This window comes from Vibrio sp. YT-16, assembly GCF_033337405.1.
Taxonomy (GTDB): Bacteria; Pseudomonadota; Gammaproteobacteria; order Enterobacterales; family Vibrionaceae; genus Vibrio; species Vibrio alginolyticus.
In genome coordinates, this window is sequence record NZ_JAWOQQ010000010.1 from 68,983 (window position 1) to 94,934 (window position 25,952).

Below are 25,952 nucleotides of genomic sequence, written 5' to 3' on the forward strand. Positions count from 1 at the left end.
GTAGTCAATATTTCGCTAGTCTACATAATGAGCAGGCAAGGAAATTAACCATCCACTTCACAGAATTGCCTGAAACTTAAATAAAGGATTTAAGTTTTTACTCTAGGACGAGTTTTTAAGTGCGAGGATATGACGATGAATATGCTGAACTTCGATAAAAAAGAGATGCAACAACAACAACGCCCATTTATCGCTGAAGCCGTATTTGCCGTCGAAGCGGTAAGTGCCGAGCAGCAGAGTGAGAAACAAGTAAAAGCGAAGCAACTGCTTGACCGCATGTTCCCATTGGAGAACGGGTCGCACCAAGACGTATCAAGTTACGTAATTGATTATCGCCATGTATTGGCTTACTTCAAAGACGGTACGCATAGCGGCCTGAAAAGCCCGAAACATTTTGTGGCGTACACTGGTGAAAAGGAAGATCCAAAGTCGATTTTGTTTAAAGATGATTCGGGCAATCATGTAGAAGTGCTGTTTGGCTGTCACAAAGGCACTGGTTGCGTGGAGTTAGTGGACATTGACGATATTCAATTGGAAACTCGCACGACGTTTCATCCTGAACTAACTGGCAATGCACCAACCGCGATGCGCCATTGGATAAGTCTAATCAAAGGCGACAAAAAAGGTAAGCCGATGGCATGCAGTGAAGATAAAGAATATACCGCAAAAAATGGTGACGACTACATTCTAAGTTACTGCTACAGCGTCGATTAAGATACTCATGATTGGATATAAAAACCCCGCACTTTACGTCGCGGGGTTTTCTTTTTCATCGTAAAAGTCGTTTTCGCTTAGTCAGTTTATTTAAATTGGCATCACGCGGTTACGACCGAGTTGTTTTGCTTCATAAAGCTGTTTATCAGCTTTATTGATTAAGGCTTCAGGCGTATCACCCGGCTCAAATTCTGCTACCCCAAAAGAAGCGGTAATGCTGTGAACTTGTGTGCCTGAGCGCTTATCTCTGATACGCAGTTTTTCTATCATCCGGCGTAGTGTGTCTGCATATTGGCGAGCAATTCGCAGAGATTTGTTAGGTACAATTAACGCGAATTCTTCACCACCAAAACGGTACGCACATATCCCATCTCGACAACTTTGTTGTAGCCGGCGGGCAATGGCTTTTAATACTGTATCGCCAAAAAGGTGCCCGTAATTGTCGTTAAATGATTTGAAATGATCGATATCAAGCATGATCAAGGTCATTGCCTGATTTGATGCAATAAGTGAAGAGAGATCTTTGTCAAATGCTCGGCGGTTGTATAGGTTTGACAAACCATCGAACAACGCATCTTGCTGTACTTCAGCCAGTTGGTTTTTGAGGCGAGAAATTTCTTCACTCGCGTTAGTCAATTGGCTATTCAAAAACTTTGTTGAGTGACGAATTTCGTGTGACTCTGCGACAAGTTGACGAATCACTACCATCACTTCTTCAATGCTTAGGCTATTGTCCTCAACTTTTTCCAGTTTATTAAAGCTTTTGTCTACCATCTCAGAAAAGGAGGAAGTATCTGAAATTGTATCGCTCATTGAACTGGATACTTCATGTAGCAGAACTTCTACATTGGTTCTAAGATCTTCAAGGCTGGTTTCTGCTTTGCTGGCCACATAGTTGTTGTAAAGCTGTTTATTGGTTGCTGGCGGGCAAATACCGTAGTTTTCTAACACCGTGTCTAACTCAAAGTTGAGTTCTGGAATGGTCTTGTCAACGTAGGTATACCAAAGCGCGTAGTTGGCTGGCGTGGCAGCAACATGGTTTTTGATCATCAGTGGGACCGCTTTTTTTAAATTAGCGGTTGATTTCTTAAACTCGTCGGTCATTTCTGCGATGGTACTAGCAAAATGGGATTGGGCTTAGATTAACGGATATTAACTAATGTCGCTTTAATTTTTATCACTTTTGCATGGTTTATATAGAAAATGAGTGATTAAGATCGTGATCAATACCGTTGGATTCAAATTTTATAAAATATCAGTATGAAACATGTACAGGCATTTGGTGGTATTGCGTGTTTTGAGATATCCAGCAAATGGATTCCGTGTAAACGCCAGTAACCTAATGATCGTCAAACTCTCGTTTTCGTATAAAAGCAAGAAAATCAAAAGGCTTAGCGTCAGGGTCTCCGTGAAAAGAACTCGTAGACGAAGAATTAACATCTGAGGGTGCGAATTGAAAAAGAAAATAGGACTTTATTGGTTCACGAACGACTTGCGATTGCACGACAACCCACTGTTGAAAAGCGCCAGTGTAGAAATGGACGAGTTAATTTGCTTGTATTGCTACCCTTCAATGACGCCTTACTTGCATCACTTTGCGCAGGAAGCCTCTTTCGGGCGTGCGAAATTGCAGTTTCTCGATTCATCGCTTAGTGAACTCAATCAATCTTTGAATCACCTTGGTCAGCGATTATGGGCAGTTGAACTGACGCCCGATCAAGCAATCAAGTATGCTGTTAATCGCTTCGGCGTCACACATATATATGCTGACGCTTTTCCCGGTTCGGATGAGCAACAAGCGTTAGGTCGCGTAGCTGAAGGCGCTTCTCATGTAAAAATAAAACAGCAAACAATCCGGACCCTGTTAAGGGAAGAACAACTGCCATTTGACTTGAGCAAACTGCCTACGACTTTCACGCAGTTTAGAAAGCAAGTTGAAAATTTAGACATCTCTCGGCCCCACGAGAGTATCCGTTCGTTACCTCCAATTCCTTTAGGTGTGAATCTGCCTTCCGTTACTGCATATTACTTTGACACAAAAGCTACGTTTCATGGTGGAGAAAGCCGCGGGCTTGAACATTGTCGCCAGTATTTTGCTTCCACACTAGCCAGTGAATACAAACAAACACGCAACGGTTTAGATGGCATGGATTACTCCACCAAGTTCTCTCCTTGGTTAGCTCATGGGTGCGTTTCTCCGAAAACCATTTATGCCATGTTGAAACGCTATGAAGCCGCGAATGGTGCAAATGATTCAACCTATTGGATTTATTTCGAGCTGCTTTGGCGTGAATACTTTTATTGGTATGCCCGTCGACACAAGCGACAGCTCTTCCGATTCGGTGGCATCCAAAATCGAGCACCACTCACCAGCTTTTACGCGCGCCGTTTCCAACAATGGAAGAAAGGTGAAACGCCATTTCCTATCGTCAATGCGTGTATGCACCAACTTAATGAAACCGGTTATATGTCGAATCGTGGCAGACAGTTAGTCGCCAGTTGTTTGGTGCATGAACTTGGCCTCGATTGGCGTTATGGCGCGGCGTACTTTGAGTCACAACTGGTTGATTACGATGTGGCATCAAACTGGGGAAATTGGCAATACCTAGCGGGCGTTGGTGCAGATCCGCGTGGTTCACGACAATTCAACCTCGAAAAGCAAACCGAAATGTACGATCCGCACATGGAGTTCATCGATAGGTGGCAAGGTCGTTGTCCTGGCGCGCATTTGGATAGTGTAGACATGGTCGATTGGCCGATTGTGATGGGCAGCAGTGACAAAGCTTCGTCATCGGAGAAACCGTAATGCAATTTGAAACCGTACGATTGATCTTGGGCGATCAACTTAACAGTGAGCACTCTTGGTTTCAGCAACCTGATGAGCAAGTGCTTTACCTGATTGCGGAGCTCAAGCAAGAGAATACTTACGTCACGCATCATATTCAGAAAGTGTGTGCGTTCTTTTCTGCAATGGAACAGTTTGCGAAAGAGCGTCAGAGTGAAGGTCACCAAGTTCTGCACCTCACGTTGGATGACACACAATCCTTCGACGATCTTGAGCAAGTCTTGCAACACTACGCGAGTGAAGTTGGTGCAAGTAAGTTTGAATATCAACGCCCGGATGAATACCGTCTTCTGGAGCAGTTAGCCAAACTAAAGCTTGATGGGGTCGTGACGCGTTGTGTCGACTCGGAACATTTTTTGTTGCCGTTTGAGGAAATAGAATCGCAGTTTCCTCAAGGTAAACACATCATGATGGAGCACTTTTACCGCCGTATGCGCAAGCGCTTCGACATCTTGATGCAAGACGGAAAGCCCGTCGGCGGAAAATGGAATTACGATGCCAATAATCGTAACAAGCTCAAAGCCAAAGACATTGAACAACTGCCACAACCTTTGATGTTCAGTACCGACGTACGTGGCATCGTTGAGCGGTTGGCAAAACATGACATCGAAACCATCGGAAATCTTGAAGGAGACTTGTTGTGGCCGATCAATCGCGCGCAGAGCTTGTCTTTACTCGCGCATTTCTGCCAAGTCTGCTTGCCGTTGTTCGGCCGTTTTCAAGACGCCATGACAGGCCAGCACGATGCTAAGTGGAGCTTGTATCACAGCCGAATTTCATTCTCGCTCAACAGCAAATTGCTGCACCCGAGAGAAGTCATTGATGCATCACTCAAGGCATTTCACTCCAACGCAGATATCGACATTTCTCAAGTCGAAGGGTTTATTCGCCAAATCTTGGGATGGCGAGAATACATCAGAGGCGTCTACTGGGCGAACATGCCTCATTACCCGAAAAAGAACGAGCTGGGCGCAGAAAGAAAGCTGCCAAACTTCTTTTGGAGTGGCGAAACCAAAATGGCCTGTATGCGCAATGCGATTGGTCAGTCCCTCGATTATGCCTACGCACACCACATTCAACGTTTGATGGTCACAGGTAACTTTTGTTTGCTAACCGAGATCGACCCAGACCAAGTGGATGAGTGGTATCTCGGTATCTATGTGGATGCAATTGAATGGGTTGAAATACCGAACACACGTGGCATGGCATTGTTTGCGGATGGCGGCATTGTTGGCACCAAACCTTACGCGGCGAGTGGTTCTTACATCAACAAAATGAGCGACTACTGTAAGGGTTGCCATTACGACAATAAGGCGAGGAGTGGGGAAGGATCGTGTCCGTTTAACAGCCTTTATTGGCGCTTTATGAACAAACACGACAAGCGCCTCGCAGCCAATCCACGAATCGGGATGATTTTCCGCTCTTGGGACAACATGGAAGAACAGCAACGCCAAGCGATTCTTGATACCGCAGAGCACTACATAGAAAACGTGGAGAACTTGTGATGGAAATACTCATCGTCGGTGGCAATGGTGGAATTGGTTTGGCGATGGTTCAAGAAGCCGCAGCTCGGTTCCCTCAAGCGCGCGTGCATGCCACTTATCGTAAGCAGCAACCAGATTGGCAACACCCAAATGTCGTTTGGCATCAAGTGGATGTATCGCAAGACGAGCAGGTAAAAGCGTTCAGTGAGCAGATTGAACACGTCGATTGGTTGGTGAACTGTGTTGGTATGTTGCACACCCAAGAGAAAGGTCCTGAGAAGAATCTTAGCTCGCTCGACGCAGACTTCTTTCAGCAAACCATCACGGTCAATACTTTGCCAAGTTTACTGTTGGCAAAATACTTCACGCCCAAGCTAAAATGCAGTACTGCACCTAAGTTTGCGACCATTTCAGCCAAAGTTGGCAGCATTAGCGATAATCAGTTAGGTGGTTGGTACAGCTATCGAGCATCGAAAGCCGCATTAAACATGTTCCTCAAAACCATGTCGATCGAATGGCAAAGAATGGTCAAACATGGCACGGTGCTGTCACTTCACCCAGGTACTACAGACACCGCTTTGTCGGCACCTTTTCAAACCAATGTGCCAGAGGGAAAGCTGTTCACACCAGAGCGAGTCGCAAAGGATTTATTAGGCTTGATAGAAAAAGCAACCCCGCAAGATAGCGGGGCGTTTTGGGCTTATGATGGGACGTTATTACCTTGGTAAGAGAACGCGTACAAACGTTAATACAAATGAAATAACATACTCCAGAGAGGGTCGGAGTGACCTACGTTTTCGTTGATTTATTTCTTCGGCAACGCTCAGAACAATAAACGATTTCCTCCCAATTTCGCGCCCACTTCTTTCTCCAAGAAAATGGGCGCTGACAGACCGGACAGACTTTCATGGGAAGGTTGGATTTAAAACCTTTCATCGCGCTGAATGTTCACTCCTAATTTGGTTAAAACTACTTATCAAATAGGTACAGGTAATCGCCGTAGCCTAAACTCGCCATCTTGTTCACAGGTACAAATTTCATCGCAGCAGAGTTCATACAATAGCGTAATCCCGTCGGCTTCGGACCATCTTTAAACACATGACCTAGGTGTGAATCACCAAACTTACTGCGGATCTCCGTTCTAGGGTAGAGCAGTTTATAATCGGTTTTCTCCACGATGTAACCCGGGTTAATTGGTCGAGTAAAGCTTGGCCAACCTGTGCCAGATTTGTATTTATCAGTAGAAGAAAATAGCGGTTCACCGGTCACAATATCCACATAAATTCCCGCTTCTTTGTTGTCCCAGTATTCATTATCAAACGGACGCTCCGTGCCTTCTTCTTGCGTCACGTAATACTGTAGCTCTGTTAAGTTTGATTTGATTTCAGACTGAGCAGGCTTACTGTACGCTTTCACTTTCGAAAGCAGCTTTTTTTCTCCAATCAACTGTCGAAGTGTTTTAGGACTTTCTTTTCGATCTTCACCAAACACTTCGTCGAGGTATTTATCGCGACCTGATGCGTAGCGGTAGTATTTGTATTTCAGACTACTCTTCTTGTAGTAATCCTGATGGTACGACTCCGCAGGGTAAAACTTTTCAAACTCGATCAGCTCTGTTTTCAACGGCTTTGGATAGATCATCGCCTTGTCGATTTCCATCATAAACTGCTTAGCAATCTGCTTTTGCTCCGCATTATGGTAGAAGATCGCTGGACGGTATTGAGGGCCACGGTCAACAAATGAACCTTTATCGTCGGTAGGGTCGATATGACGGAAGAAGTAGTCCAGCACTTGCTCGTAGTTCACGACAGCAGGATCGTACTTCACCTCAATCACTTCAATATGACCAGATTTACCAGAAGAGACTTGGCGGTAAGTCGGGTTTTCAATATGACCACCAGAATAACCTGACACAACATCGATTACGCCGGGCAGTTGCTCTAAATCCGATTCTGTACACCAGAAACAACCGCCAGCTAGCGTTGCGATTCTTGTATTCTCTGAAGCCTTCAGCTTATCCATCGTATCGGCGGTACCTGTTTTACTCAATAGTAGAAACAAGACTGGAAGTGCGAAGGAGAAACCGGCCAATAACTTAGACATATTCTTCATAGCTACCTCATCGTTATTTTTGTAGAAAGTGTTACTTGAATAAAAAGTGTTACGTATAGAGAAAGGTAACCGAGCGAAAAAATTACAGTAATGTTGAAAATTCCGTTGCCCTTTTATGCGATAGAGCTAAAGTATCGACAAGAAACACACCGCTAGTAAGGGCAACGATGCCTTGAATAAGCGATGCTAAATGAGGTAAATCATGCAAGCTGAAGTTAAATGGATAGAAGATTTTAAATTCCTTGGGCAATCTCAGTCGGGCCACTCCGTAGTGATGGATGGCAATGGCGGTGCAACCGCACCAAGCCCAATGGAAATGGTACTAATGGCTGCTGGTGGCTGTAGCTCTGTCGATGTTGTTGATGGTTTGAAAACAGCAGGCCAAAAGGTTTCGTCAGTTAATGCCAAGCTAACCACAGAGCGTCGTGAAACCGCACCGCGTATCTTTACGCAAGTGAATATCCACTTTGAAGTGTCAGGTGACGAGCTTGACCCAGAAGTCGTAGCAAAAGTGGCGGCTGACTCGCTAGAAAAATACTGCTCGGTTTGCTTAATGCTAGGCGAAGGTCTTGAGATGACCCACAGTTGGGAAATTGTGTAAGTTGACAGACTCCACAAAATATAAAAACAGGAAAGAGAAAAGTCCGGGCTTTTCTCTTTTTTTATTTCGCAGTTCACGTACCTTGTGAAGAATCTGAAAGCAGTAATTGCAGGTTGTAGGAGTCTTCCAGTGACAGAACTAGAAAAAATGATGTCTGGCCAGGTCTTTGATGGCATGGACAAAGAAATTGACGCCATTAGAAGCCATGCTCTTCAAGCACTTAGAGCACTTAATAATAACACCGACGAAAGTCAGCGCGACGAATTGCAAAAGCAGCTATTTGGCAAGGTAGGCCGTTGTATTGTCCAGTCCCCTTTTCATTGTGAATTTGGTAAGACCATCGAAATAGGTGAAGAAACCTTTATCAACATGAACGTGGTCATGCTCGATGGCGCCAAAATTACCATCGGGAACCACGTGCTCATTGGACCGAGCGTGCAATTCTATACCGCTTCTCATTCTGTTGATTACCTAAGTCGTCGACGTTGGGAAACGTTTTGTAAACCTATCACGATTGAAGATGATGTGTGGATTGGCGGAAATTCCGTCATCAACCAAGGTGTAACAGTTGGCGCTCGCTCAGTAATTGCGGCGAATTCAGTCGTTAACTATGATGTGCCGCCAGATTGTCTATACGGAGGCACACCAGCGAAGTTGATTCGTCGTCTCAACGAAGAAGAGTAAGAATCGATAGTGATGGCATGATGACTCGCTTTACAGGCGTATGAGAATCATGCCATCAGAAAGGGATAATTCGTCAAGGAGTCTAAGATGTCGAACAAGACAGAAGTCCTCATGTGCCCTACATGTGGGGTAGAAACGCATCATGTCGTGGTGTTAGTTAGAAAAAAAAGTGGCTTTGAAGGCGATAAAAATCGCAACAAGAAAGAGTTCATCGCTGGCTTTCTCAAAAGTGTAGTGTTCGGCGCCTTCCTTGCTTCTATGGATGAATTTGAACGTCACTTGATCTGCGAAAACTGTGGTCATAAAACCATTCAACAGTAACGGATAGTCTTTCTTTCTCTGCATAAGTTCATAAGTGCGGTTTGAAGCACTGGTTATTCAAATCGCATTATCCTCTTTTAGTGCTTTTGCTCTTCTTATGTTCCTCTCTCAAAAATGAGTCACATCAGTACGCATTTTAACCGCTTGGATACGGGTAACTCACTGCTATGTATAATAAATTTTGGTGGGAAATACGTGTTTCAGCTCGATGTTTAACCTCTGTTCTATCGACACGTTTTGGGTCAGTAAACACTTAAATTTCGTTTGCTTTATGTTGTATGTAGCGTAATTGTGTGAAATTGATCACATTAATGTTTAATTTATAAAAAAATAATTAATGAATAGTAATTCACAAATATGCTGACCGTATGTGCTATTTAGTTTTGACTTATCTTTTAATTATTCACTTGGTGAATGTTTTGTTGTTTTTAGATTGACTAAAGGTTTGATTTTCTATTCAAACTTGTGAAAGGTTGAATCGATATATTAGAAAACATGAATTTGATCTTGTTTCTATCTTTTGTTTTAAATGCGAAATTCATTATTAACAGCGGATGATTTTGATGATTTCTCTTGTGTGTATCCCACCAATTTTAGAAATTGAAAATTAAACTTTCTCAATAAAATAACGACTAAAATTAAACGGAATGATGTTCTTATATTTTTATTGTATTTTAACTTATACATTTTGATTCATTCATTTTAACTGTTTTTGTTGATTTTAAGTTGTTGATAGTAATTGTCTTTTAACTTTTGTTTTAATGGCGTTGCTTTGCTGCTTCTTTAATGTTGTGGTGAGTGGCTTTGTTTATAAAAAGTCATTTTAAAGTGCGTTTTTAAGCAAAATAGAACGCGACAATACTCAGATAAATAGTATTAAAAAATTAAATAAGGATTTAACCATAAGAGTAATTTTATGGTTGATAGGTTTATTGGGGTTGATTATCTGAATTTTTATGGAATTTCATCCCAATAATCTGTTTGTCTTTAAGTTTATTCTAATAAACTTAATTCTCATGGAAGTTTCAATACATGCAGCACACAACAAAGTGGATGATGACGCCGCTTGCAATGTTGTTGGGTACGCTGTTTTCAGCGCCATCATTCGCGGTGGAAACGAGTGTAATTGATAGCACTAGCACGCCTGAATCTACACAAAATGAAGGAGATACGTCCTGTATTGTTTGTAAGTTTAGTGGGGCCGTTTACCTATCTTACGATACAAACATTTACGATAAAGACGACTACCGTTCTGTCCGCAATTTCTCGTGGGGAGGCGATCTCGTTTATTCCTTTTCGAGCGACACAAAAGCCTATTTTTCTACGGGGGGCTATCGTGCCCTAGAAGATGAAGTCGGCACCTACGCGACAGATTCGGTGTTGGGCTTGCAATACACGAACCTATATCGCTTTGGAGATACAGGGAAAATCGGCGTTGCGGGTCAGCTCACCATTCCAACTTCAGAAACATCTCGTAAAGATGAACTGCACACCGCGGTTCGTTTAGATGTGCCGATCTCTTTTTCAGCTTGGAGCGTCGATTTTTCGGTTTCGCCAAGACTGAGAAAAAATTTCCACGAATACAAAACCATGGGTGGACGCTCGCTGACTGAGTGGACTTACTCGTTGTTTGCTGTTGCGGAAAAGTCGTGGGAATCGTTCGCAGTGGGGATTACGGCGTTAGGTGGTAACAGCATCAGTTATCAAGGTACGCGCAGAAGCAGTTGGCAGTATGAGGGGGCGTTGTACGGCACATACGAGTTTGATGAAAGCTGGTCATTGCTACTCGCGGCATCATCAACGGGTTTCTATCAAGATGCAGAGCGAGGCACCTTGGGCAACATCGATTTGTTGGACCAAGAGAAAGCGTCTTACATCGTGACAGTGACTTACTCCTTCTAGGAAAATAACAACAATTAAGGATATCCAAATAATGTTTAAAAAATTGACTCTGGTGTCAGCAATAACGGCCGCACTTGCAGGCTGTGGCGCAGATGATCAGGCGTATGACTATGTCGAAAGAGATGCAAAAGAAGTCGCAGTAAAAGATCTTAAAGACGGTCGTTGGTTTTACGTTCCGACGACTGGTGCCGCTCCACGCTTTGCTCTTAACCAATTCCCATTCTTACAAGGTTCACCTCGTTACGTTGAGCTTTGTTTTACCAAAGAAGGTCTGGAAGTTCGCAGTTACGATAAAAACTACCCAGACGCGCATCTAAGCAAAGATGCTAATAACTACTGCGGTGAAGAGAAATTTGTCGCAGACGACGACGGCGTTAACTTCGCGCAAGTGCTGACGATTCCGGGTGACTTTGCGGCGTATCGCTGTCAAGAAGACGCGCATGGTGATTGCACCAACAAAGAAGAAACCAACGAAGACGCAAGCCTAAACTACAAGAAGAAAACCCACTTCACTCCTCGTCCTGAAGATCTCGAAATTGCAGAATTCAATATGGAAGATCTGTATGGCATTACCGAGGGCATTGATGAAATTGGCGCACCACGATTGATCTCGTGGGACTTTGACCCTAAAAACGGTCTTCTCAATTTCGAGCTAGAGCGCACGTTCCGTATCGATTTAGATAATATTTCTGACTACATCAACTTTGCAACGAAAGCGAGCTTGGATGAAGCGCTTGTGGATGGCGCGTTTAAATCTCGCTTCTACTACTCGTTAGTGCACGAAAGTGAAGTGGCAACCGAAGGTTACCAGCCTATCTTGTACCCAGTGGGTGATGAGAACGACATTGGTTTCTTCACCACGTCGACGAAAAAGCTTAACCCAGTCACGAATAAATACGACCGTGATGTGGTTTACCTCAATCGTTTCAACCCAGATCAAGGCTCTATCAAATATTACTTGAGCGACAATTTCTTTGAAGAGAAGAACAAGTTGTTCTTGGATGCAACGCTGCAATCGATCGACAAGATGAACCAAGCGCTGAATGTATTTGGGGCGGATGCAGGCAAGCCTGAAATCGAGATTGTGAACAAAACCAAAGCGGCTGGTATTCACCCAGGTGATCTGCGTTACAACGTGATTAACCTGATTGACGAGCCTCTAGCGAACGGTCTGCTTGGCTACGGCCCGTCAGTTTCTAACCCGATGACGGGGGAAATCATCAAAGGCCACGTGAACCAATACGCAGGCGTTGCAAGAACGGGTGTACCTTTCTATTGGGATAACTTGGCGCGTTTCTATAATCGTAATCAACTGGACTTAGATGGCTTAGAACCATTGCCAACCAGCAGCGAATCTGTGAAAACAGAAGTTGCGGATAGAATTGAAGCGCTTTCTACAATGGCGGCGATGGCGAGCCTGAAATCGGATGAAAACATTCATGCGCCGCTCGTTTCAAAAGAAGACATCGTTTCTGGAAAAGCAGCGACGAAGAGCCCAACTCAGCTAATGAAAAACTTCAATGATGACATGGAGTTTGAAAAGGTGGTTGAAGCTGAAGAGAACCGTTTGTCTTTCTGGGCAGAGAACAACGTCTATCCAATCGAAGCGTCGTGGGTTTCTTCAACCAATAAGGCCATGTTGGACAACTTGAAGTTGGATGACGAGCGTTACTTTGAGATCAAACTCGATGACGCCGGTCACGAAGTATCGCGTCAGCTTAAGCGTTGGAAATACCTACCAAAAGAGTTGCAAGTGAAAGCCGCAGATGCGATTACGGTTGCGACTTACAGCAATACGCTTGTTCACGAGCTTGGTCATAACATGGGTCTGCGCCATAACTTTAAAGGCTCAAATGACAAAGCGAACTACTACACGCTCGAGCAAGCGCATCAACTTGGTTTGAACAACATTCCTGCTTACAGTTCGACAATGGACTACGCACCAAGTATGTTGGATGAAACGCCAACTTGGGGTCTGTACGATATTGCGGCGTTTAAGTTTGGTTACGGTCGTAAAGTCGAGACGATTCAAGATTCTTCAGGTTCAGCTCCTGCGCCTGTTGCGAAACCGGCAGACAGTGCGAGCGATGAAGACAAAGCGGCATACGCTCGTTACCTCGCTGATCAGCAAGCCTACCAACAAAGCTTTGCATACAAGTTTGGCAACAATCCAGACAACACATCGCTGATGGTGTGTTCTGAAGTGAAGGCACTAACGGGGAACGAGAAAGGCAAATCACTCTACAACTGTGACTTCAGCCGATTCGATACCGCCGCGTTGTCTGATGATCCAGAACTGAATGCGAAAACTCGTTATGGCGCACTTTACTACCTAGATAAAGTGAATGAAATTGAGCGTAAGTCTTACGATTTCTGTACCGATGGGAACGTTTCTCTAAACAGCGACTGTAACCGTTTTGACGAAGGTACAAACCTAGAAGAAATTGTTTCTTACGAGTGGCAGAACTATCTCGATAGCTATGATCGACGCAACTTGGAGTTATATGGGACGACGGGATTATTCTCGTCCGATTATCCTGGTTACTTAGTGCGCCGTTATATGGAAATGAGCGCTATCCGTGACAAGATGGAAGATCTTGAGCGCATCGATAACCTGTACACCAATCTTGGTTACACTTCGTCAACGGATAAGCCGGGTGATTTCTTATTGCGCATTGCTTCAAACCCTCAATACTGTAGCGAAGGCAAAGCCGATAACTCATGGTTCTGTGATTACGCGAATGGGGCGAAAAAATCCGCGGCGTTCTTCCTTGATATCTTGCGCACACCAGAGCATCAATGTGTGATAGAAAATGCGGCAGGCAACCAAAAAGTGATTTCTTTTGGTCAACTGTTAGACAACAACTCACACCAAATTCCGGCTGATTACGATCTTTCAACAGCCAGCTGTTTTGATGATTTGGCAGCACGCTTTATCGAAGATTCAGATGAGGGCTATATAGCTGTTGCGGAAACTGCGAATGGACGCTTCCTAAACTCAATTGGTAGCTTTGACCCGGATTACCCTTGGTCAAATGCGGTGTCTGTGTTGGGTAACTGGCCAGACAAAGCGCTTGCGAGCCACTTCTTAGCACGTCGATTCTCGAACCGTTTTACCGATGAGGTGAGCTTTGCATCGCTGCTTGATATTCCTGGGGTGCAAGCTGAATACGAAGACATCATGGGCAACATCGTGGCAAATGATGCGTTAAATACGCCAGTTAAATTGGTGGGTAAAGACGGTAAGGAATACACCAATCTAAAAGGTGTTACCGTGAACCTACACATCACTGAGCAAATGGAGTCCCTACCACCAATGCCTCGTGGTATTGCAAGATTCCTTGATATTGGTGCAGAAGGCCGCGGACGTGTTGGCGATGTCATCTTGAGAATGGGTGTGCGCCAAATGAAGTCTTACGACTACACAGTGAAGACTCGTGGTCAATCTCAGTTTGATACGTTTACGAAGCAGCAAGACCGCTACGGTATTATTGCGGGTGACAAGGTTGAGTTTGTTATCGACGGCGAGAAGTTTGTGGCAACAAAAGCAAACAAGCTGGCTTACGACTACGCAAATCAACTGGTGACGTCCAAAGGTTACGATCTAAAAACGTACCTAGATAGCTATGAGCCTGCAACACTAAACAAGGTCGCAGAGAGCATCGATAGCGCTTGGGGGCCATTCCGAACAGCGATTGTCCCAGCGTTTCACGATCCTGTATTGCTGCTGGATGCACCAATGGTCAACGCAATGAAGCGAACCATTGATGCGGATATCGCGGCAGGTGTGCTGTCGTTCAGCCAGTCTTTCATCAACTTTACGACAGCGAATGTGACTTCGGGTGATTTGGTCATCGATGCAACTTCGGGCACATTGAGCTACAAAGGTGGTAAAGCGCACGATGAGCTGAAAGCGTTCGAAGCTTACACTGATGCGATGCTTTTGATTTACAACGATCACACCGAAGACATGATGTTCGCGGTCGACAATGTGTACGCAGGGTACATGGCGTCTTCAGATGCTGACAAAGAACTTTGGCTGAAAGATCTCAATATGATTCAAGCGTATTTGCGTGGTGATATCGGCGCTGTGGCTGGCGATTACTACAAGATGCTTGATCGCCTACCAACTGCAGTGAGTTTCCAGTAAATAACTCTTAATTCACTCATACAAAGGCCTGCAGCAATGCAGGCCTTTTTCGTCATAGGATTGATGGAATTTAGGAGTGAAAGATGATCTGTCCGTCTTCTGTCATCACAAGTGTCGCTTTGCTTTGTTCGATAAGTTGGGCAGCATAAGAAGGGGTAACTGCCTGCATATCACCTTTAGATCGAAGAGTTAAAGACTCCCACGCTTGATCTCGATATTTCCCTGCTTGGGTGTATTGAATCAGTACTTTCATAGCTTCACGCTCCGGTGTGGTTGACGTGCTACTTAAGTTAACGATCTTAGGTTGGTTGCGCATCCGTTAAAAATGAAACATTAGTTTAACCAAATGTGCCTTTCCAAATATCGCGCATTGAGCAGAGCAATTTGGAATCCTTGTGATGGAGGGATGAAAAATACTCAATCTTTCGATTCATACTGCGCAATATAATGTTTGAGAGATTTGGTTTCCGCACTCTGAAACTCTTCATCGTGCATACGCAGTGCTTGGATACGGTCGAGGCGGAACTGGCGATAGTCATCGCGCAATTCGCACCAGGCGACCAGCGTCCAGACTTTGCCCCAAAAGAACTGGCCTAACGGTTGGATTTTTCTCTCGGTCACCTGTCCGCTTTCATCTTGGTAATCCAAACTGACCTTAAACTGATGATCAATCGCGTGGCGCAGAAGCTGCCCTCGTTTGGCAGTCTCGGATTGGGTGTGATAATCGGGCACAATCAGCGGACAATCTTCCACTTGTTGTTTGAGCTTATCTGGCAATACCGAAAGTATTTTGGTGGACGCAGAGTGAGACGCTTCGGCGAGTTCGGCGTCCGACCAGGCTCGAACCATCCGCATACCCAGTTCAAGCGCCATCATCTCCTTTTCTGAGAACATCAAAGGTGGCAGATGAGAGCCTGCTTGCAACAGGTAGCCGACACCTGCTTCACCTTGAATCGGAACACCAGAACTGAGCAACGACTGAATATCGCGATAAATCGTACGTTCGCTGACTTCCATTCTTTCTGCGAGCTCTTTCGCTGTCACGGCGTAACGCTTTGCGCGCAAAAGCGTCAGTAGCTCAAACAGTCGTTCTGATTTGCTCATGATGTTCCTTATCTAGACCTACTGGTTGTTAGTAGTAGTGTGGCTGATTACTTCTCTAGCTCACTGCACATTTTTAAGTTGTGATGTATAAGCTCGAAGCTTTCGCAGTCAATCATTGATAACAGAGGCTGAAATTCAGCGGCTTGCTTGAGCTGTTTTCCCGCCTGTTTTGCATCGTCCATTGAACGCCAGTAAATGATGTCTGTCCACACATCGTCCGTCGCTTCGTGACTGAGTGAGCGATACAAAAAGCCCGGCAGATTCTTCACAAACGTTTGTGACTGTTTGGCAGCGGCGATCACGTCTTGCTCTGTTGTGCCTGCGGTTAGACGAAATTGCACAGTTTCGATAACGGTTTCCATATTGTGATTCCTTATTGGTTTTGGCGGATTGCCTGTTGAGTTCCAAATAAGGTTACGCGGATGGAATGTCAGAACATGTCAGTAGTGAAATCTCACTCACTTATCATCAATATGGTTATTTTTCTGGGCTGTTGTAACGATCCCAGTAAGGTAAATCTGTGCCGAGTTTTTCGCTGATAAAATCGATAAAGGCTCTTACTTTCAACGGCATGTGCTTGCGCTCAGGAAAAACCGCATAAATGGCGTGTTCTGGTAGAGAATACTCTTCCATCACCGGTTTTAGATTTCCTGCGGCAAAGTCTCTTCCTGCAATAAATGTTGGCAGTTGCGCAATGCCCGAACCTCTTAACAGCAACTGGCGAATGGCTTCGCTGTTATTGACGATAAAGTTTCCTTTTGGAAGCACCTTGTATTCGCTGCCGTTGTTGATGAACATCCATTCGACGCCGCCACGGAAATAGGAGTAGCGCAGGCAGTTGTGACTGACTAAATCACTTGGTTTTTGTGGTGTTCCAAACTCCGCTAAGTAATCTGGCGAGGCACAAAGCACACTTTTACAAGGGGCGAGGCGTTTTGCGATTAGATTGGAAGAGGTGAGTTCACCAATACGGATCCCCAAATCAAAACCGTCTTTAACCAAATCGACCATTTTGTCTTCGAGGTTTAAATCCACTTCAATTTTCGGGTAACGAGCGAGAAACTCGCTGATCAAAGGCGCGATATGCAGCACACCGAAAGACATCGGCACGGTAATTTTGAGCCGACCTTGTGGAGAGCCTTGCAGCTCAGATACCGCGTCTACGCCTTGCTGGGCCAGATTGAGCGCTTGAGAAGCGTACTCAAAATAGCGTTCTCCCGCTTCGGTCAGGCTCAGCTTACGCGTAGTTCGGTTAAGGAGACGAATGCCCAAATCGTCTTCTAGTTGGTTGATGCGTTTGCTGATCGCCGATTTCGTCAGATTCAGCTGTTTGGCCGCAAGGGAAAAGCTGCCGCATTCGACAACAGCAACAAAAACGGGCAGGGAGGCAATCGCGTTCACATCAATCTCCTATTATCGTGAAGCATTTATTGTTGAGCACAAGGATACAATTAATTTCCAATTATAGAGATTATCTTCAAGAAGAAAACAATCTAGACTATGCACCAGTATTACGACCTTGATTTTGGGAAGAAGAAAATGAAGTACGATTGGATCCTGTTTGACGCTGACGAAACCTTATTCCACTTTGATGCTTTCAAAGGTTTGCAGCTTATGTTTTCTCGCAAAGGCGTAGATTTTACTGAACAAGATTTTGCTCATTACCAAACCGTAAACAAACCGCTTTGGGTGGATTACCAAGACGGCAAAGTAACGGCAGATGAGCTAAAACAAAAGCGTTTTACCGAGTGGGCTGAGAAGCTGAATACCACAACAGCAGATCTCAATAGCGCATTTTTAGAAGCAATGGCCGATATTTGCAGCTTGTTGCCAGGTGCAAAAGAGCTGATGGAAGCGCTGCAAGGCAAAGCCAAAATGGGCATCATCACCAACGGTTTTACAGAGTTGCAAGCAATTCGCCTTGAGCGCACAGGGATGACTGAGTACTTCGATAAAGTGGTGATCTCTGAACAAGTGGGCGTAGCAAAACCGGACTTAGGTATTTTTGAATACGCGATGCAGCAAATGGGCAACCCATGCAAAACGCGCGTACTGATGGTGGGTGACAACCTGCATTCCGATATTCTGGGTGGTAATAATTTTGGTATTGAAACTTGCTGGTTAAATACCACAGGCGCAAGCGTCGATGAGCGTATCGCACCAAATTACACCGTTGAGTCTTTGAGTGAACTAAAGAACATTTTGGTGGCGTAACCGAATCGGGTATTATTCCGTAGTAACCCTCAGAAAAATCAAGGAATAATCATGTCAGATATCAAACAGCTAGACAGCAAAGTCGTTTACCAGAATAAGTGGATGACGGTGCGTGAGGACAAAATTTTACGTCCGAGCGGCGCAGAGGGCATCTATGGTGTGGTCGACAAACCTGATTGTGCTGCGATTCTGGCTATCGATAACGGGATGATTCACTTGGTTCAGCAGTACCGTTACACCGTAGGTCAACGTTGTTGGGAGATCCCACAAGGGGCGTGGGAATCAAACCCAGATGCGGATCATCTTGAGCTTGCCAAAGGCGAACTGCGTGAAGAAACGGGTATGCAGGCGAGCGCTATGGCGTATGTCGGCGCGCAGTTTATCGCATACGGCTTTTTGAATCAGACATGTCACGTCTACTTCGCCAGTGATTTAACGGACGTGGGCAATCAACTCGACAGTGAAGAAGAGGATTTGATCACTCGCGCTTTTTCTGTTGAGGAGTTCGAACAGATGATGATCGACGGCACGATCAAAGATTGTGTCACCATCGCCGCTTATGGTTTGGCGAAGCTGAAGAAATTCATTTAGTTATCCATGACGATTTTTTAATGAAAACAGCGGCCTAGTGCCGCTGTTTTTAGTTTGGGTGAGTTCGTTGAGCCATCGCTTACTCGTCGATTTTCTTACCTAAGATTTCCACTTGCGCTTTTTTGGTCACCCCCGCGACTTGCAGCGCAGTGCTGCCAACCGATTCATAGTTCAACTCGATTTTGTCTAACTTCGCGTTATCTTTTGTTGGTAGGCTTAAGCTTCTTGATGACATGCCTTTAGTCAGAACACCTAAACTGTCGAACGTCTTTTCCTGAGCATCTTTCATGATTACTTTAACGCTTTTCAGATCGACCGTACCTTGCGTACATTTGATTTTGATGTGGCTAAAACGAGCGTTAGCAAATGGTGACAGTGGATTGACTGTGTCGGTTTCCGATTTAAAACTGACGGTTTTATCTGCAATCTTGTCCCAATCGTTGTCTCCAGCAATCGATTGGAAAGAGGCTACAGCCGCTAAAAGACAGAGCGCGATGGTGTTGAACAGTTTCATAACTTTTCCTTACCTTAGGTTTAGATATTCTGTTTAATCAGTTCGATGACGTGTGTGACTTCGTCTTGAGTTAAAGCCCCTTCTTTCACGAATAAAATTTCACCTTGTTTATTTTGTACGATAATCGCAGAACTTTCTTGCTGCAGATCCCAAGTTGTTGCTAATACGCCATTTTTGTCTAACACCATGGAAGACCAAGAGAATGTCTTTTTGCTGTCCTCTGCCGACGATTTAACAAATGTACCGGTTCCCCAAATGGCGTCTTCTTGGTTGATCACGGTTGTGGTCTGATACTGATCTTCAGGAAAGTGAGCGGCAGTGATTGCTGACATCAGCGGCGCGTTCATCTCTTTGGCTTTACTACGACCTGCAATGGCTTGTATCACATGGACTTTGCCTAACATCTGCTGAGTTTCCCAAGGTTGATAAGCCACATCGTCTCCTTGCAGCGTCATTTCGCCATAGGTATCAATGCTGACGGAAGGGGTGGTTTGACCGACAGAAAGGTTATGAGAGAAGGCGAATGTCGGGGCGAGTGCGAGTAAGAGTGACAGAACAGATGGAGTTTTCATTGGGGGGGCCTGTAACGAAGTGAGGTTAGAGCGAATCAAAATAAGGGGCAAATACGATGCCCCTTATCGGATGTGGCGATTAGTTAGAAAGTACAACGCGCGCATTTAGCTGTTGCAGCGGACGATTGTTTTGTCCCATGACTTCCATCAGTTTCGCGGCTTGATCTTTGGATAAGGTTTGAGTGTCTTTAAGCACAAACCAGCGCACACCTTCTGAACATGGCGGTGTGGTTAAAGAGCCGTTAAATCGATAGTGGTTTGCAGTTTTTGGCAGTAAGTCGTTAATCTCAAACGTATCTTTGAAGAACGTGGTTTGATTCTCTTGTGGGATTGCGTTGATCAGTTTAGACAGTGCTGCGTTTTGATCGCCAGCATCAAACATCACCGAAATTACCGCCAACTCGCCGTCTGCGTTGGCGTGCACAAAGTGCGCTTCAAGTGGATATTGGCGGCCTTTGATTTGGTTTTCTGAAGGTGTGTGGAAATGGAACTGTTGCAGCTCGAACGTCTCGCCATCGATGGTGAAGCTGTTACGTCCGTTCACTTGCGCTTGCAGCGTATGACCATTGTTGGTTAAACCAATGACCTGACCAGTGTACGAAAGGTTCAGTGCTTCCAGTTTTGCGTCGGCTGGGTTGTCGATGTTGATTGGGCTTTGGTTTTTCGTGGTTGCGCAGTCTTTGGCGATTTCTCCCCAGTGTTCTGGCCCGTGTTTGTCATTGCCATAGCCCCATTCCGAAGCCTGAGCCGCGCCTAGAGTGAGAAGTGAGAGTGAAAAAGCAAGTAGTGTTTTGTTCATAATAATGTCTCTGTTCGGTCGCCTTGATAAGCGTTGTTACAAGGCAATGACCTAGAGGTTTGATCACTGCCTGACAAATTAGAAACGGTGGCTGAGCTGGGCACCAATTAGGAACGCATTTGAATGGGTCACGCCCGTCACCATCGGTGCAGGAACACCTTCATACGCGTACTCTTCTACGTTGACATCTTCACCAATCAAGTACGTCATGCCGATGTCAACCGTGGTATCTGATGACCATTGGTAAGAGGCCCCCGCAGATAACCAGTGACGGTTCGAATCTGGAATAGAAAGCGAAGTCAGCTCATCGACAGGTGTTTTGTCGAACATGTAACCCGTGCGAAGTGTCCAACGTTCATTGGCGTACCAAGTCGCACCGATGGAGTAGTGCGCGGAGTCTTGCCACTGAAAATCTTTTAGCAACTGATCATCAGCTTTCAAGCTGTCAAATGCTGACCAACCAATCCACTGCACAGAATAGTGCAGGGCAAATTTAGGTAAGACGCGGTGATAACCGGAAAACTCCGCAATATCCGGTAGCGGCATAGCAAGCGAGTCGTACGATTCGCCAGCAAAGTGGATGTCGCCCTTGGCATCTATGTTAGGGCTGTGCTTGTAGCTTAAACCTAAGCGATGACGTTCGTTAAACTCGTACATCATGCCAATGTTCGCGCCAAGCCCAATGCCGCCAGCTTCCACATCAAGTGCGTTGCCTTTTACGGATCCACAGCGTTGTTCTAGTTCGTTTCCAAGTATGTTCCCACCAACGCAAACACCCACGTCCATATCGCGGTACAGCTCACCAGAGCCGTAAATCACATCAATACCACCACCGATACTAAAACGATCGTTCACCTTGTATGCCAAGCTTGCGCCAAGGTTGACACTCGCTACGCTGGTGACACCGCCAAAAACAGGTGCGCCATAGTTTGGTTTAAACTCCATGTCGGTTCCGAAGTTGGAATATGCCGATAAGCCTAGATACCAGTCGTCGTTGATAGGATGAATAAAGTAAAAATTGGGTACAACGGCTGGTTGACCAACGCCATCGACGTCATCAATGTCGGTCACGGTTTGAGAGAAGGACGGGGTAATGTCAACTTGAGGGGACGGAGGAAAACCGCCCATACCAACATTGACATCTGCATTAATGTTAGCTCGATGATATTGCGCATTTTTAACGGTAACGTCAGGTTTGACGTAAGTGACACCGAACGATAAGGCATTTTGTTTAAACAGCGTCATCGCTGCGGCGTTGCGGCTGACTACAGATGCATTATCACCAATGACGGCATCACCAGCAAAAGCACGACCAAGACCCGTCGCAGAATGTTCGTTAATTTGAAAACCACCGGCATACGCCGTCGAGGAGGCTAACCCGATTAATAAATAAATCGGTGAAAGAGTTAATTGTCGCTGCATGTTTTTCTCATGAATTAATTAGAAGTTGTATTGCAACGAAAATCAGTAAAATAAACAAATCTGACCAGTGCATTTAAGAGTAAAACTAACAGTGTGCTGACAATAAGTAAATTTAACTTAATAAATATTTATTGTTGAATTTATTAATGCTTCATGGCGTGAATATAGTGGTTATTTTACGTGTAAATTAAATCCTGAACTTCTATTTTTATTTTTGCGGTATTACTTCTCTATTTTTATTGTACTGACTGTTCCCTAACAAATAGAGGGAAATCCAGCGATAAAGTGTCCGTGATGGAAACTCTGAGTCATTTGTATTTCCATTGCATCCCAACGTTGGTAGTTCGAATCAGCAAGAGAACTATCGTTTAAACCCACATGACACACTCCTCTCGGTCTTACCTGTGTTATGTGGGTATTTTTTATTTAACTTGTCACTTAACTCCTCTTGAAATTCAACAATTAAAAAATGGCCATAATGAAATCTAAATGGATGACATATTGAATAAGTTTAGATTTTACTGGTTTGTTGGTATTTAAAAATTTTGTTTATAATACTTATAACTTGAATTTCTATATTAAAAATGATCTTTGCTATACGTATTGAATAATATAGTTTTGAAGTGACTATAATATCTCGGATTTTTCACGTTAGTGAAGTTATTCCTTCAGTATCTTGACGTTAATTTACCTATCTTTACGTCTCGTACCCTGTACGGCTAAGACAAATAACAGTATAAAATCAAAACGATTATTTACTTCACTCCTGCTATGAAACTCAATAAAAAATGGCTCGTTTTGTGTGGCCTACTTGCTATTGGTGCTGGTGGTTATCATTATCTGCAACGTCCAGAACCCATTTCTCCTTACGCGACAGAAGTCGTTCGCAAAGGCAATATCGAAAAGGCGGTATTAGCCAACGGCATGCTGCAAGCGTCCAAATTGGTGAATGTAGGTGCGCAAGTATCTGGGCAAATTCAACGCCTCGCTGTGAACTTAGGGGATGAGATCAAACAGGGAGATTTGATTGCACAGATTGACAGCCTGACTCAGCAAAACAGCCTCAAAGAAGCTCAAGCGTCTCTTAATAGTCTCAACGCTCAGTACCAGGCTAAGCAAGCGCAGATTAAACAAGCAAACTATGAATACGTGCGCCAAAAAGGCATGTTGGCAGCGAAAGCGAGCTCACGAGCTGATTACGAGAATGCCGAAGCGACGCTCGCCATCTACAAAGCCGAGTTAGCGCAACTGGATGCCGAAATCGAGAAAGCCAAAATCAACGTCGACAATGCGCAGTTAGATCTCGGTTACACCACCATCAACGCACCGATGGATGGCACGGTGGTCTACACCGCGGTGGAAGAAGGCCAAACCGTAAACGCCAATCAAACCACGCCAACGATTATCGAGTTAGCCAAGTTAGATACGATGACGGTGAAAGCCGAAATTTCGGAAGCCGATGTGATTTTTGTTCACCCAGGCCAAACGGCGCTGTTCACCATTTTAGGCAAACCGAATCAGCAGTTTAAAGGTACATTGCGCGCCATTGAGCCGGGGCCAACCATCATGGATGGCGATGACAGCGATTTGAGCATTTCAGATAGCGACGCCATTTACTACAACGCTGTATTTGATGTGAAGAACCCGCAAGGTATTTTGCGTATCGGCATGACTGCGCAAGTTTCGATTGTCCTTGAGCAATCGGAAAATACCTTGATTGTCCCTTCACAAGTGCTGCAAAAATCTGGCGGCAAAGGCAACTATACCGTGCCAGTGCTTGAACAGGGCCAAGTGGTGAAAAAGCCTGTGACAGTGGGTATCAACAACAAAGTGAACGCACAAATTCTCTCAGGTTTGAAGGAGGGCGACCAAGTTGTTCTTGGCAATGCTATGGATGGGGAATCATCAAGCCGAGGTGATCGTCGTCGCCCTCCAATGAGGTTCTAAGATGAGTGACGTGCTTTTAAAAGTTGAGGATTTAACTCGACGATTTGTCTCTGGCGACGAGTCGCTTACCGTGTTGAACCACATTAATTTAGAGATAAAACGCGGTGAAATGGTCGCGATCGTGGGTGCATCAGGTTCAGGTAAATCGACGCTGATGAATGTGCTTGGCTGCTTGGATAAACCGTCCAGCGGTCGATACTTCATTAATGGGCAAGATGTCTCGACGTTGGAATCCGACCAACTGGCGGAACTGCGCCGCGAGTATTTTGGCTTTATATTTCAGCGTTACCATCTGCTGGGGGATTTAACCGCGGTGGCAAATGTGGAAGTACCAGCGGTTTACGCGGGAGTTCCTCATCGTCAAAGAACGGAGCGAGCGCAGTCACTATTGGCTCGCTTGGGGCTGGAAGATCGTTTGACTCACAAGCCCAGCCAACTGAGTGGTGGCCAGCAACAGCGCGTGAGTGTTGCTCGTGCACTGATGAACGGTGGTGAGGTGATTCTCGCTGATGAGCCCACTGGCGCATTAGACAGTCACAGTGGGCAAGAGATGATGGCACTGCTTAAAGAGTTGCATCAACTTGGGCATACTATCATCTTAGTGACTCATGATATGAACGTGGCGAACTTTGCGGATCGCATCATTGAAATCAAAGATGGTGAAATCATTGCAGATACGCCAAATGCACAAGTTGTAATCAATGAGCAAGCAGCAAAGACACCGAGCGCATCTTTTCATCGCCCAGCGCAAGCCGCCAGTAAGTGGTGGAAGTGGGACAGTTTTATTGACGCGCTAAAAATGGCGCTGCTGGCGATGTCTAGCCACAGAATGCGCACGTTTTTGACCATGCTCGGCATCATTATTGGTATAGCCTCGGTGGTTTCCGTGGTGGCACTAGGTAATGGTTCACAACAGCAAATTTTGTCGAATATTTCATCCATGGGAACAAACACCATTGATGTCAGGCCGGGCAAAGGGTTTGGTGACCGCCGCTCCGGACGAGTGAAAACGCTAACCGCCGACGATGCTAAATCGTTGGAGAGTCTACCTTTTGTCGACAGTGTCACGCCGTCTTTATCCAACAGCTTAACCGTGCGTTACGCCAATCAGGATGCAACCGCGTCTGTGGAAGGGGTTGGGGAAGATTATTTCCGTGTGCGCGGTTATGAGATTGCCAAAGGTCAGTTTTGGGATGAAGAGAGCGTGAACTCACTCGCCCAAGAAGCAGTGATTGATGACAACACCAGAAAGGAAATGTTTGCGGATAGAAATCCGATTGGTGAAGTGATTTTTCTTGTTTCATTGCCAGTGCGTATTGTGGGTGTCACGCAGAAAAAAGAAGACGCGTTTGGCAACAGCGACGCGCTGAAAATTTGGGTGCCATACACCACCATGTCGGGACGAATGATGGGACAACGCTACCTCAACGGCATTACTGTACGGATTGATGAGAACGCCCCAAGCGCAGCGGTAGAACAGAGCATCATCAACTTGTTAAAAATGCGTCACGGTACAGAAGATTTCTTCACGATTAACACTGACACCATTCGTCAGAGCATCGAGAAAACCACCGCCACCATGGCGTTACTGATCTCAGCGATTGCGGTGATCTCCCTAATTGTCGGCGGAATTGGCGTAATGAACATCATGTTGGTGTCGGTGACAGAGCGCACGAAAGAGATCGGTGTGCGAATGGCTGTGGGTGCGCGGCAAGCGGATATTTTGCGTCAGTTTTTGATTGAAGCGGTATTAGTGTGTTTGTGTGGTGGCATTGCTGGTATTGGCTTGGCGTTTTTGATTGGTTTTGCATTCAGTACATCTGGTAGCGGCTTCCAAATGATTTACTCAATGAACTCGATCATCTGGGCGTTTATTTGCTCAACGTTGATTGGCATCGCTTTCGGCTTTTTACCCGCTCGCAATGCCGCCAAACTCGATCCGATAGAAGCGCTAGCGAGAGACTAAAAATGAGTAA

The 25,952-nt window shown here is 45.2% G+C and carries 24 protein-coding genes; 13 read left to right on the forward strand and 11 right to left on the reverse strand.

The annotated features are described in order from the left end of the window. The first annotated feature begins 135 nt into the window (after positions 1-135). Positions 136-714 (forward strand): malate synthase, encoded by a 579-nt coding sequence (locus tag R7F07_RS16430; RefSeq protein ID WP_005374156.1) that lies wholly within the window; start codon positions 136-138, stop codon positions 712-714. Between the two features lie 90 nt (positions 715-804). Here R7F07_RS16430 and R7F07_RS16435 read toward each other — a convergent pair whose 3' ends face one another. Further along, positions 805-1,818, reverse strand: coding sequence for a GGDEF domain-containing protein (locus R7F07_RS16435; protein ID WP_005374150.1), 1,014 nt, complete (start codon positions 1,816-1,818; stop codon positions 805-807). A gap of 349 nt (positions 1,819-2,167) precedes the next feature. On the opposite strand from R7F07_RS16435, the gene R7F07_RS16440 reads away from it, so the two are divergent. The 3 genes from R7F07_RS16440 to R7F07_RS16450 are packed head-to-tail and all read left to right on the forward strand — an operon-like array spanning position 2,168 to position 5,771. Continuing rightward, entirely contained in the window at positions 2,168-3,520 is a 1,353-nt protein-coding gene (locus R7F07_RS16440; RefSeq protein WP_213891567.1) for a DASH family cryptochrome, read from the forward strand. Next, entirely contained in the window at positions 3,520-5,064 is a 1,545-nt protein-coding gene (locus R7F07_RS16445) for a cryptochrome/photolyase family protein (protein WP_318110539.1), read from the forward strand. The genes R7F07_RS16440 and R7F07_RS16445 overlap by 1 nt, the downstream gene beginning before the upstream one ends. Next, on the forward strand, positions 5,064-5,771 hold the full coding sequence (locus R7F07_RS16450; protein WP_005374144.1) for an SDR family oxidoreductase: 708 nt from the start codon (positions 5,064-5,066) through the stop codon (positions 5,769-5,771). The genes R7F07_RS16445 and R7F07_RS16450 overlap by 1 nt, the downstream gene beginning before the upstream one ends. 61 nt (positions 5,772-5,832) lie before the next feature. On the opposite strand, the gene R7F07_RS16455 is transcribed toward R7F07_RS16450, so the two are convergent. Then, positions 5,833-5,979, reverse strand: a complete 147-nt coding sequence (locus R7F07_RS16455; RefSeq protein WP_005374142.1) for a DUF2256 domain-containing protein — start codon at positions 5,977-5,979, stop codon at positions 5,833-5,835. Positions 5,980-6,012: 33 nt separating this feature from the next. Further along, on the reverse strand, positions 6,013-7,155 hold the full coding sequence (gene msrB / locus R7F07_RS16460; protein WP_171342676.1) for a peptide-methionine (R)-S-oxide reductase MsrB: 1,143 nt from the start codon (positions 7,153-7,155) through the stop codon (positions 6,013-6,015). Between the two features lie 202 nt (positions 7,156-7,357). Here msrB and R7F07_RS16465 point away from each other — a divergent pair, with 202 nt between their 5' ends. The 5 genes from R7F07_RS16465 to R7F07_RS16485 all read left to right on the forward strand — a co-directional run bounded on the left by R7F07_RS16465 (position 7,358) and on the right by R7F07_RS16485 (position 14,813). Next, entirely contained in the window at positions 7,358-7,756 is a 399-nt protein-coding gene (locus R7F07_RS16465; protein WP_171342675.1) for an OsmC family protein, read from the forward strand. 129 nt (positions 7,757-7,885) lie between these two features. Beyond that, positions 7,886-8,440, forward strand: a complete 555-nt coding sequence (locus tag R7F07_RS16470; RefSeq protein WP_171342674.1) for a sugar O-acetyltransferase — start codon at positions 7,886-7,888, stop codon at positions 8,438-8,440. Between the two features lie 87 nt (positions 8,441-8,527). Then, complete coding sequence (locus R7F07_RS16475; RefSeq protein WP_005393681.1) at positions 8,528-8,761, forward strand: hypothetical protein; 234 nt, start codon at positions 8,528-8,530, stop codon at positions 8,759-8,761. 1,032 nt (positions 8,762-9,793) lie between these two features. Further along, positions 9,794-10,663 carry a hypothetical protein gene (locus R7F07_RS16480; RefSeq protein WP_005384146.1) on the forward strand — a complete coding sequence of 290 codons (870 nt, stop codon included), beginning with the start codon at positions 9,794-9,796 and terminating at the stop codon, positions 10,661-10,663. 31 nt (positions 10,664-10,694) lie between these two features. Then, complete coding sequence (locus R7F07_RS16485) at positions 10,695-14,813, forward strand: M66 family metalloprotease (protein ID WP_021484455.1); 4,119 nt, start codon at positions 10,695-10,697, stop codon at positions 14,811-14,813. A gap of 70 nt (positions 14,814-14,883) precedes the next feature. On the opposite strand, the gene R7F07_RS16490 is transcribed toward R7F07_RS16485, so the two are convergent. From R7F07_RS16490 to R7F07_RS16505, 4 genes are all read right to left on the reverse strand, one after another. Further along, entirely contained in the window at positions 14,884-15,066 is a 183-nt protein-coding gene (locus R7F07_RS16490) for a hypothetical protein (RefSeq protein ID WP_005393690.1), read from the reverse strand. Between the two features lie 164 nt (positions 15,067-15,230). Then, on the reverse strand, positions 15,231-15,917 hold the full coding sequence (locus R7F07_RS16495) for a helix-turn-helix transcriptional regulator (protein WP_005497912.1): 687 nt from the start codon (positions 15,915-15,917) through the stop codon (positions 15,231-15,233). A 47-nt stretch (positions 15,918-15,964) separates the two neighbouring features. After that, complete coding sequence (locus R7F07_RS16500; RefSeq protein WP_029795225.1) at positions 15,965-16,279, reverse strand: hypothetical protein; 315 nt, start codon at positions 16,277-16,279, stop codon at positions 15,965-15,967. A 115-nt stretch (positions 16,280-16,394) separates the two neighbouring features. Further along, positions 16,395-17,318, reverse strand: coding sequence for a LysR family transcriptional regulator (locus tag R7F07_RS16505; protein ID WP_005384329.1), 924 nt, complete (start codon positions 17,316-17,318; stop codon positions 16,395-16,397). A 138-nt stretch (positions 17,319-17,456) separates the two neighbouring features. Between R7F07_RS16505 and yjjG the strand changes: the two genes are divergently transcribed. Both yjjG and R7F07_RS16515 read left to right on the forward strand, forming a co-directional pair. After that, positions 17,457-18,131 carry a pyrimidine 5'-nucleotidase gene (gene yjjG / locus R7F07_RS16510; RefSeq protein WP_171342673.1) on the forward strand — a complete coding sequence of 225 codons (675 nt, stop codon included), beginning with the start codon at positions 17,457-17,459 and terminating at the stop codon, positions 18,129-18,131. 51 nt (positions 18,132-18,182) lie between these two features. After that, a complete protein-coding gene (locus R7F07_RS16515) occupies positions 18,183-18,722 on the forward strand; it encodes an NUDIX domain-containing protein (RefSeq protein ID WP_020834877.1) in 540 nt (179 codons plus the stop codon). A 79-nt stretch (positions 18,723-18,801) separates the two neighbouring features. Here R7F07_RS16515 and R7F07_RS16520 read toward each other — a convergent pair whose 3' ends face one another. The 4 genes from R7F07_RS16520 to R7F07_RS16535 form a co-directional block, all read right to left on the reverse strand. Further along, complete coding sequence (locus tag R7F07_RS16520; RefSeq protein ID WP_136976320.1) at positions 18,802-19,236, reverse strand: hypothetical protein; 435 nt, start codon at positions 19,234-19,236, stop codon at positions 18,802-18,804. 20 nt (positions 19,237-19,256) lie between these two features. Further along, positions 19,257-19,808: a YtfJ family protein gene (locus tag R7F07_RS16525; RefSeq protein ID WP_136976319.1), complete on the reverse strand. Its 552-nt coding sequence runs from the start codon at positions 19,806-19,808 to the stop codon at positions 19,257-19,259. Between the two features lie 79 nt (positions 19,809-19,887). Then, complete coding sequence (locus R7F07_RS16530; RefSeq protein WP_171342672.1) at positions 19,888-20,607, reverse strand: carbonic anhydrase; 720 nt, start codon at positions 20,605-20,607, stop codon at positions 19,888-19,890. Between the two features lie 78 nt (positions 20,608-20,685). Beyond that, positions 20,686-22,029 carry an OmpP1/FadL family transporter gene (locus R7F07_RS16535; protein WP_005497916.1) on the reverse strand — a complete coding sequence of 448 codons (1,344 nt, stop codon included), beginning with the start codon at positions 22,027-22,029 and terminating at the stop codon, positions 20,686-20,688. A gap of 771 nt (positions 22,030-22,800) precedes the next feature. Here R7F07_RS16535 and R7F07_RS16540 point away from each other — a divergent pair. Beyond that, positions 22,801-23,976 (forward strand): efflux RND transporter periplasmic adaptor subunit, encoded by a 1,176-nt coding sequence (locus R7F07_RS16540; protein WP_005374101.1) that lies wholly within the window; start codon positions 22,801-22,803, stop codon positions 23,974-23,976. A gap of 1 nt (position 23,977) precedes the next feature. Beyond that, on the forward strand, positions 23,978-25,942 hold the full coding sequence (locus tag R7F07_RS16545) for a MacB family efflux pump subunit (protein WP_171342671.1): 1,965 nt from the start codon (positions 23,978-23,980) through the stop codon (positions 25,940-25,942). The last annotated feature ends 10 nt before the right edge of the window (positions 25,943-25,952 follow it).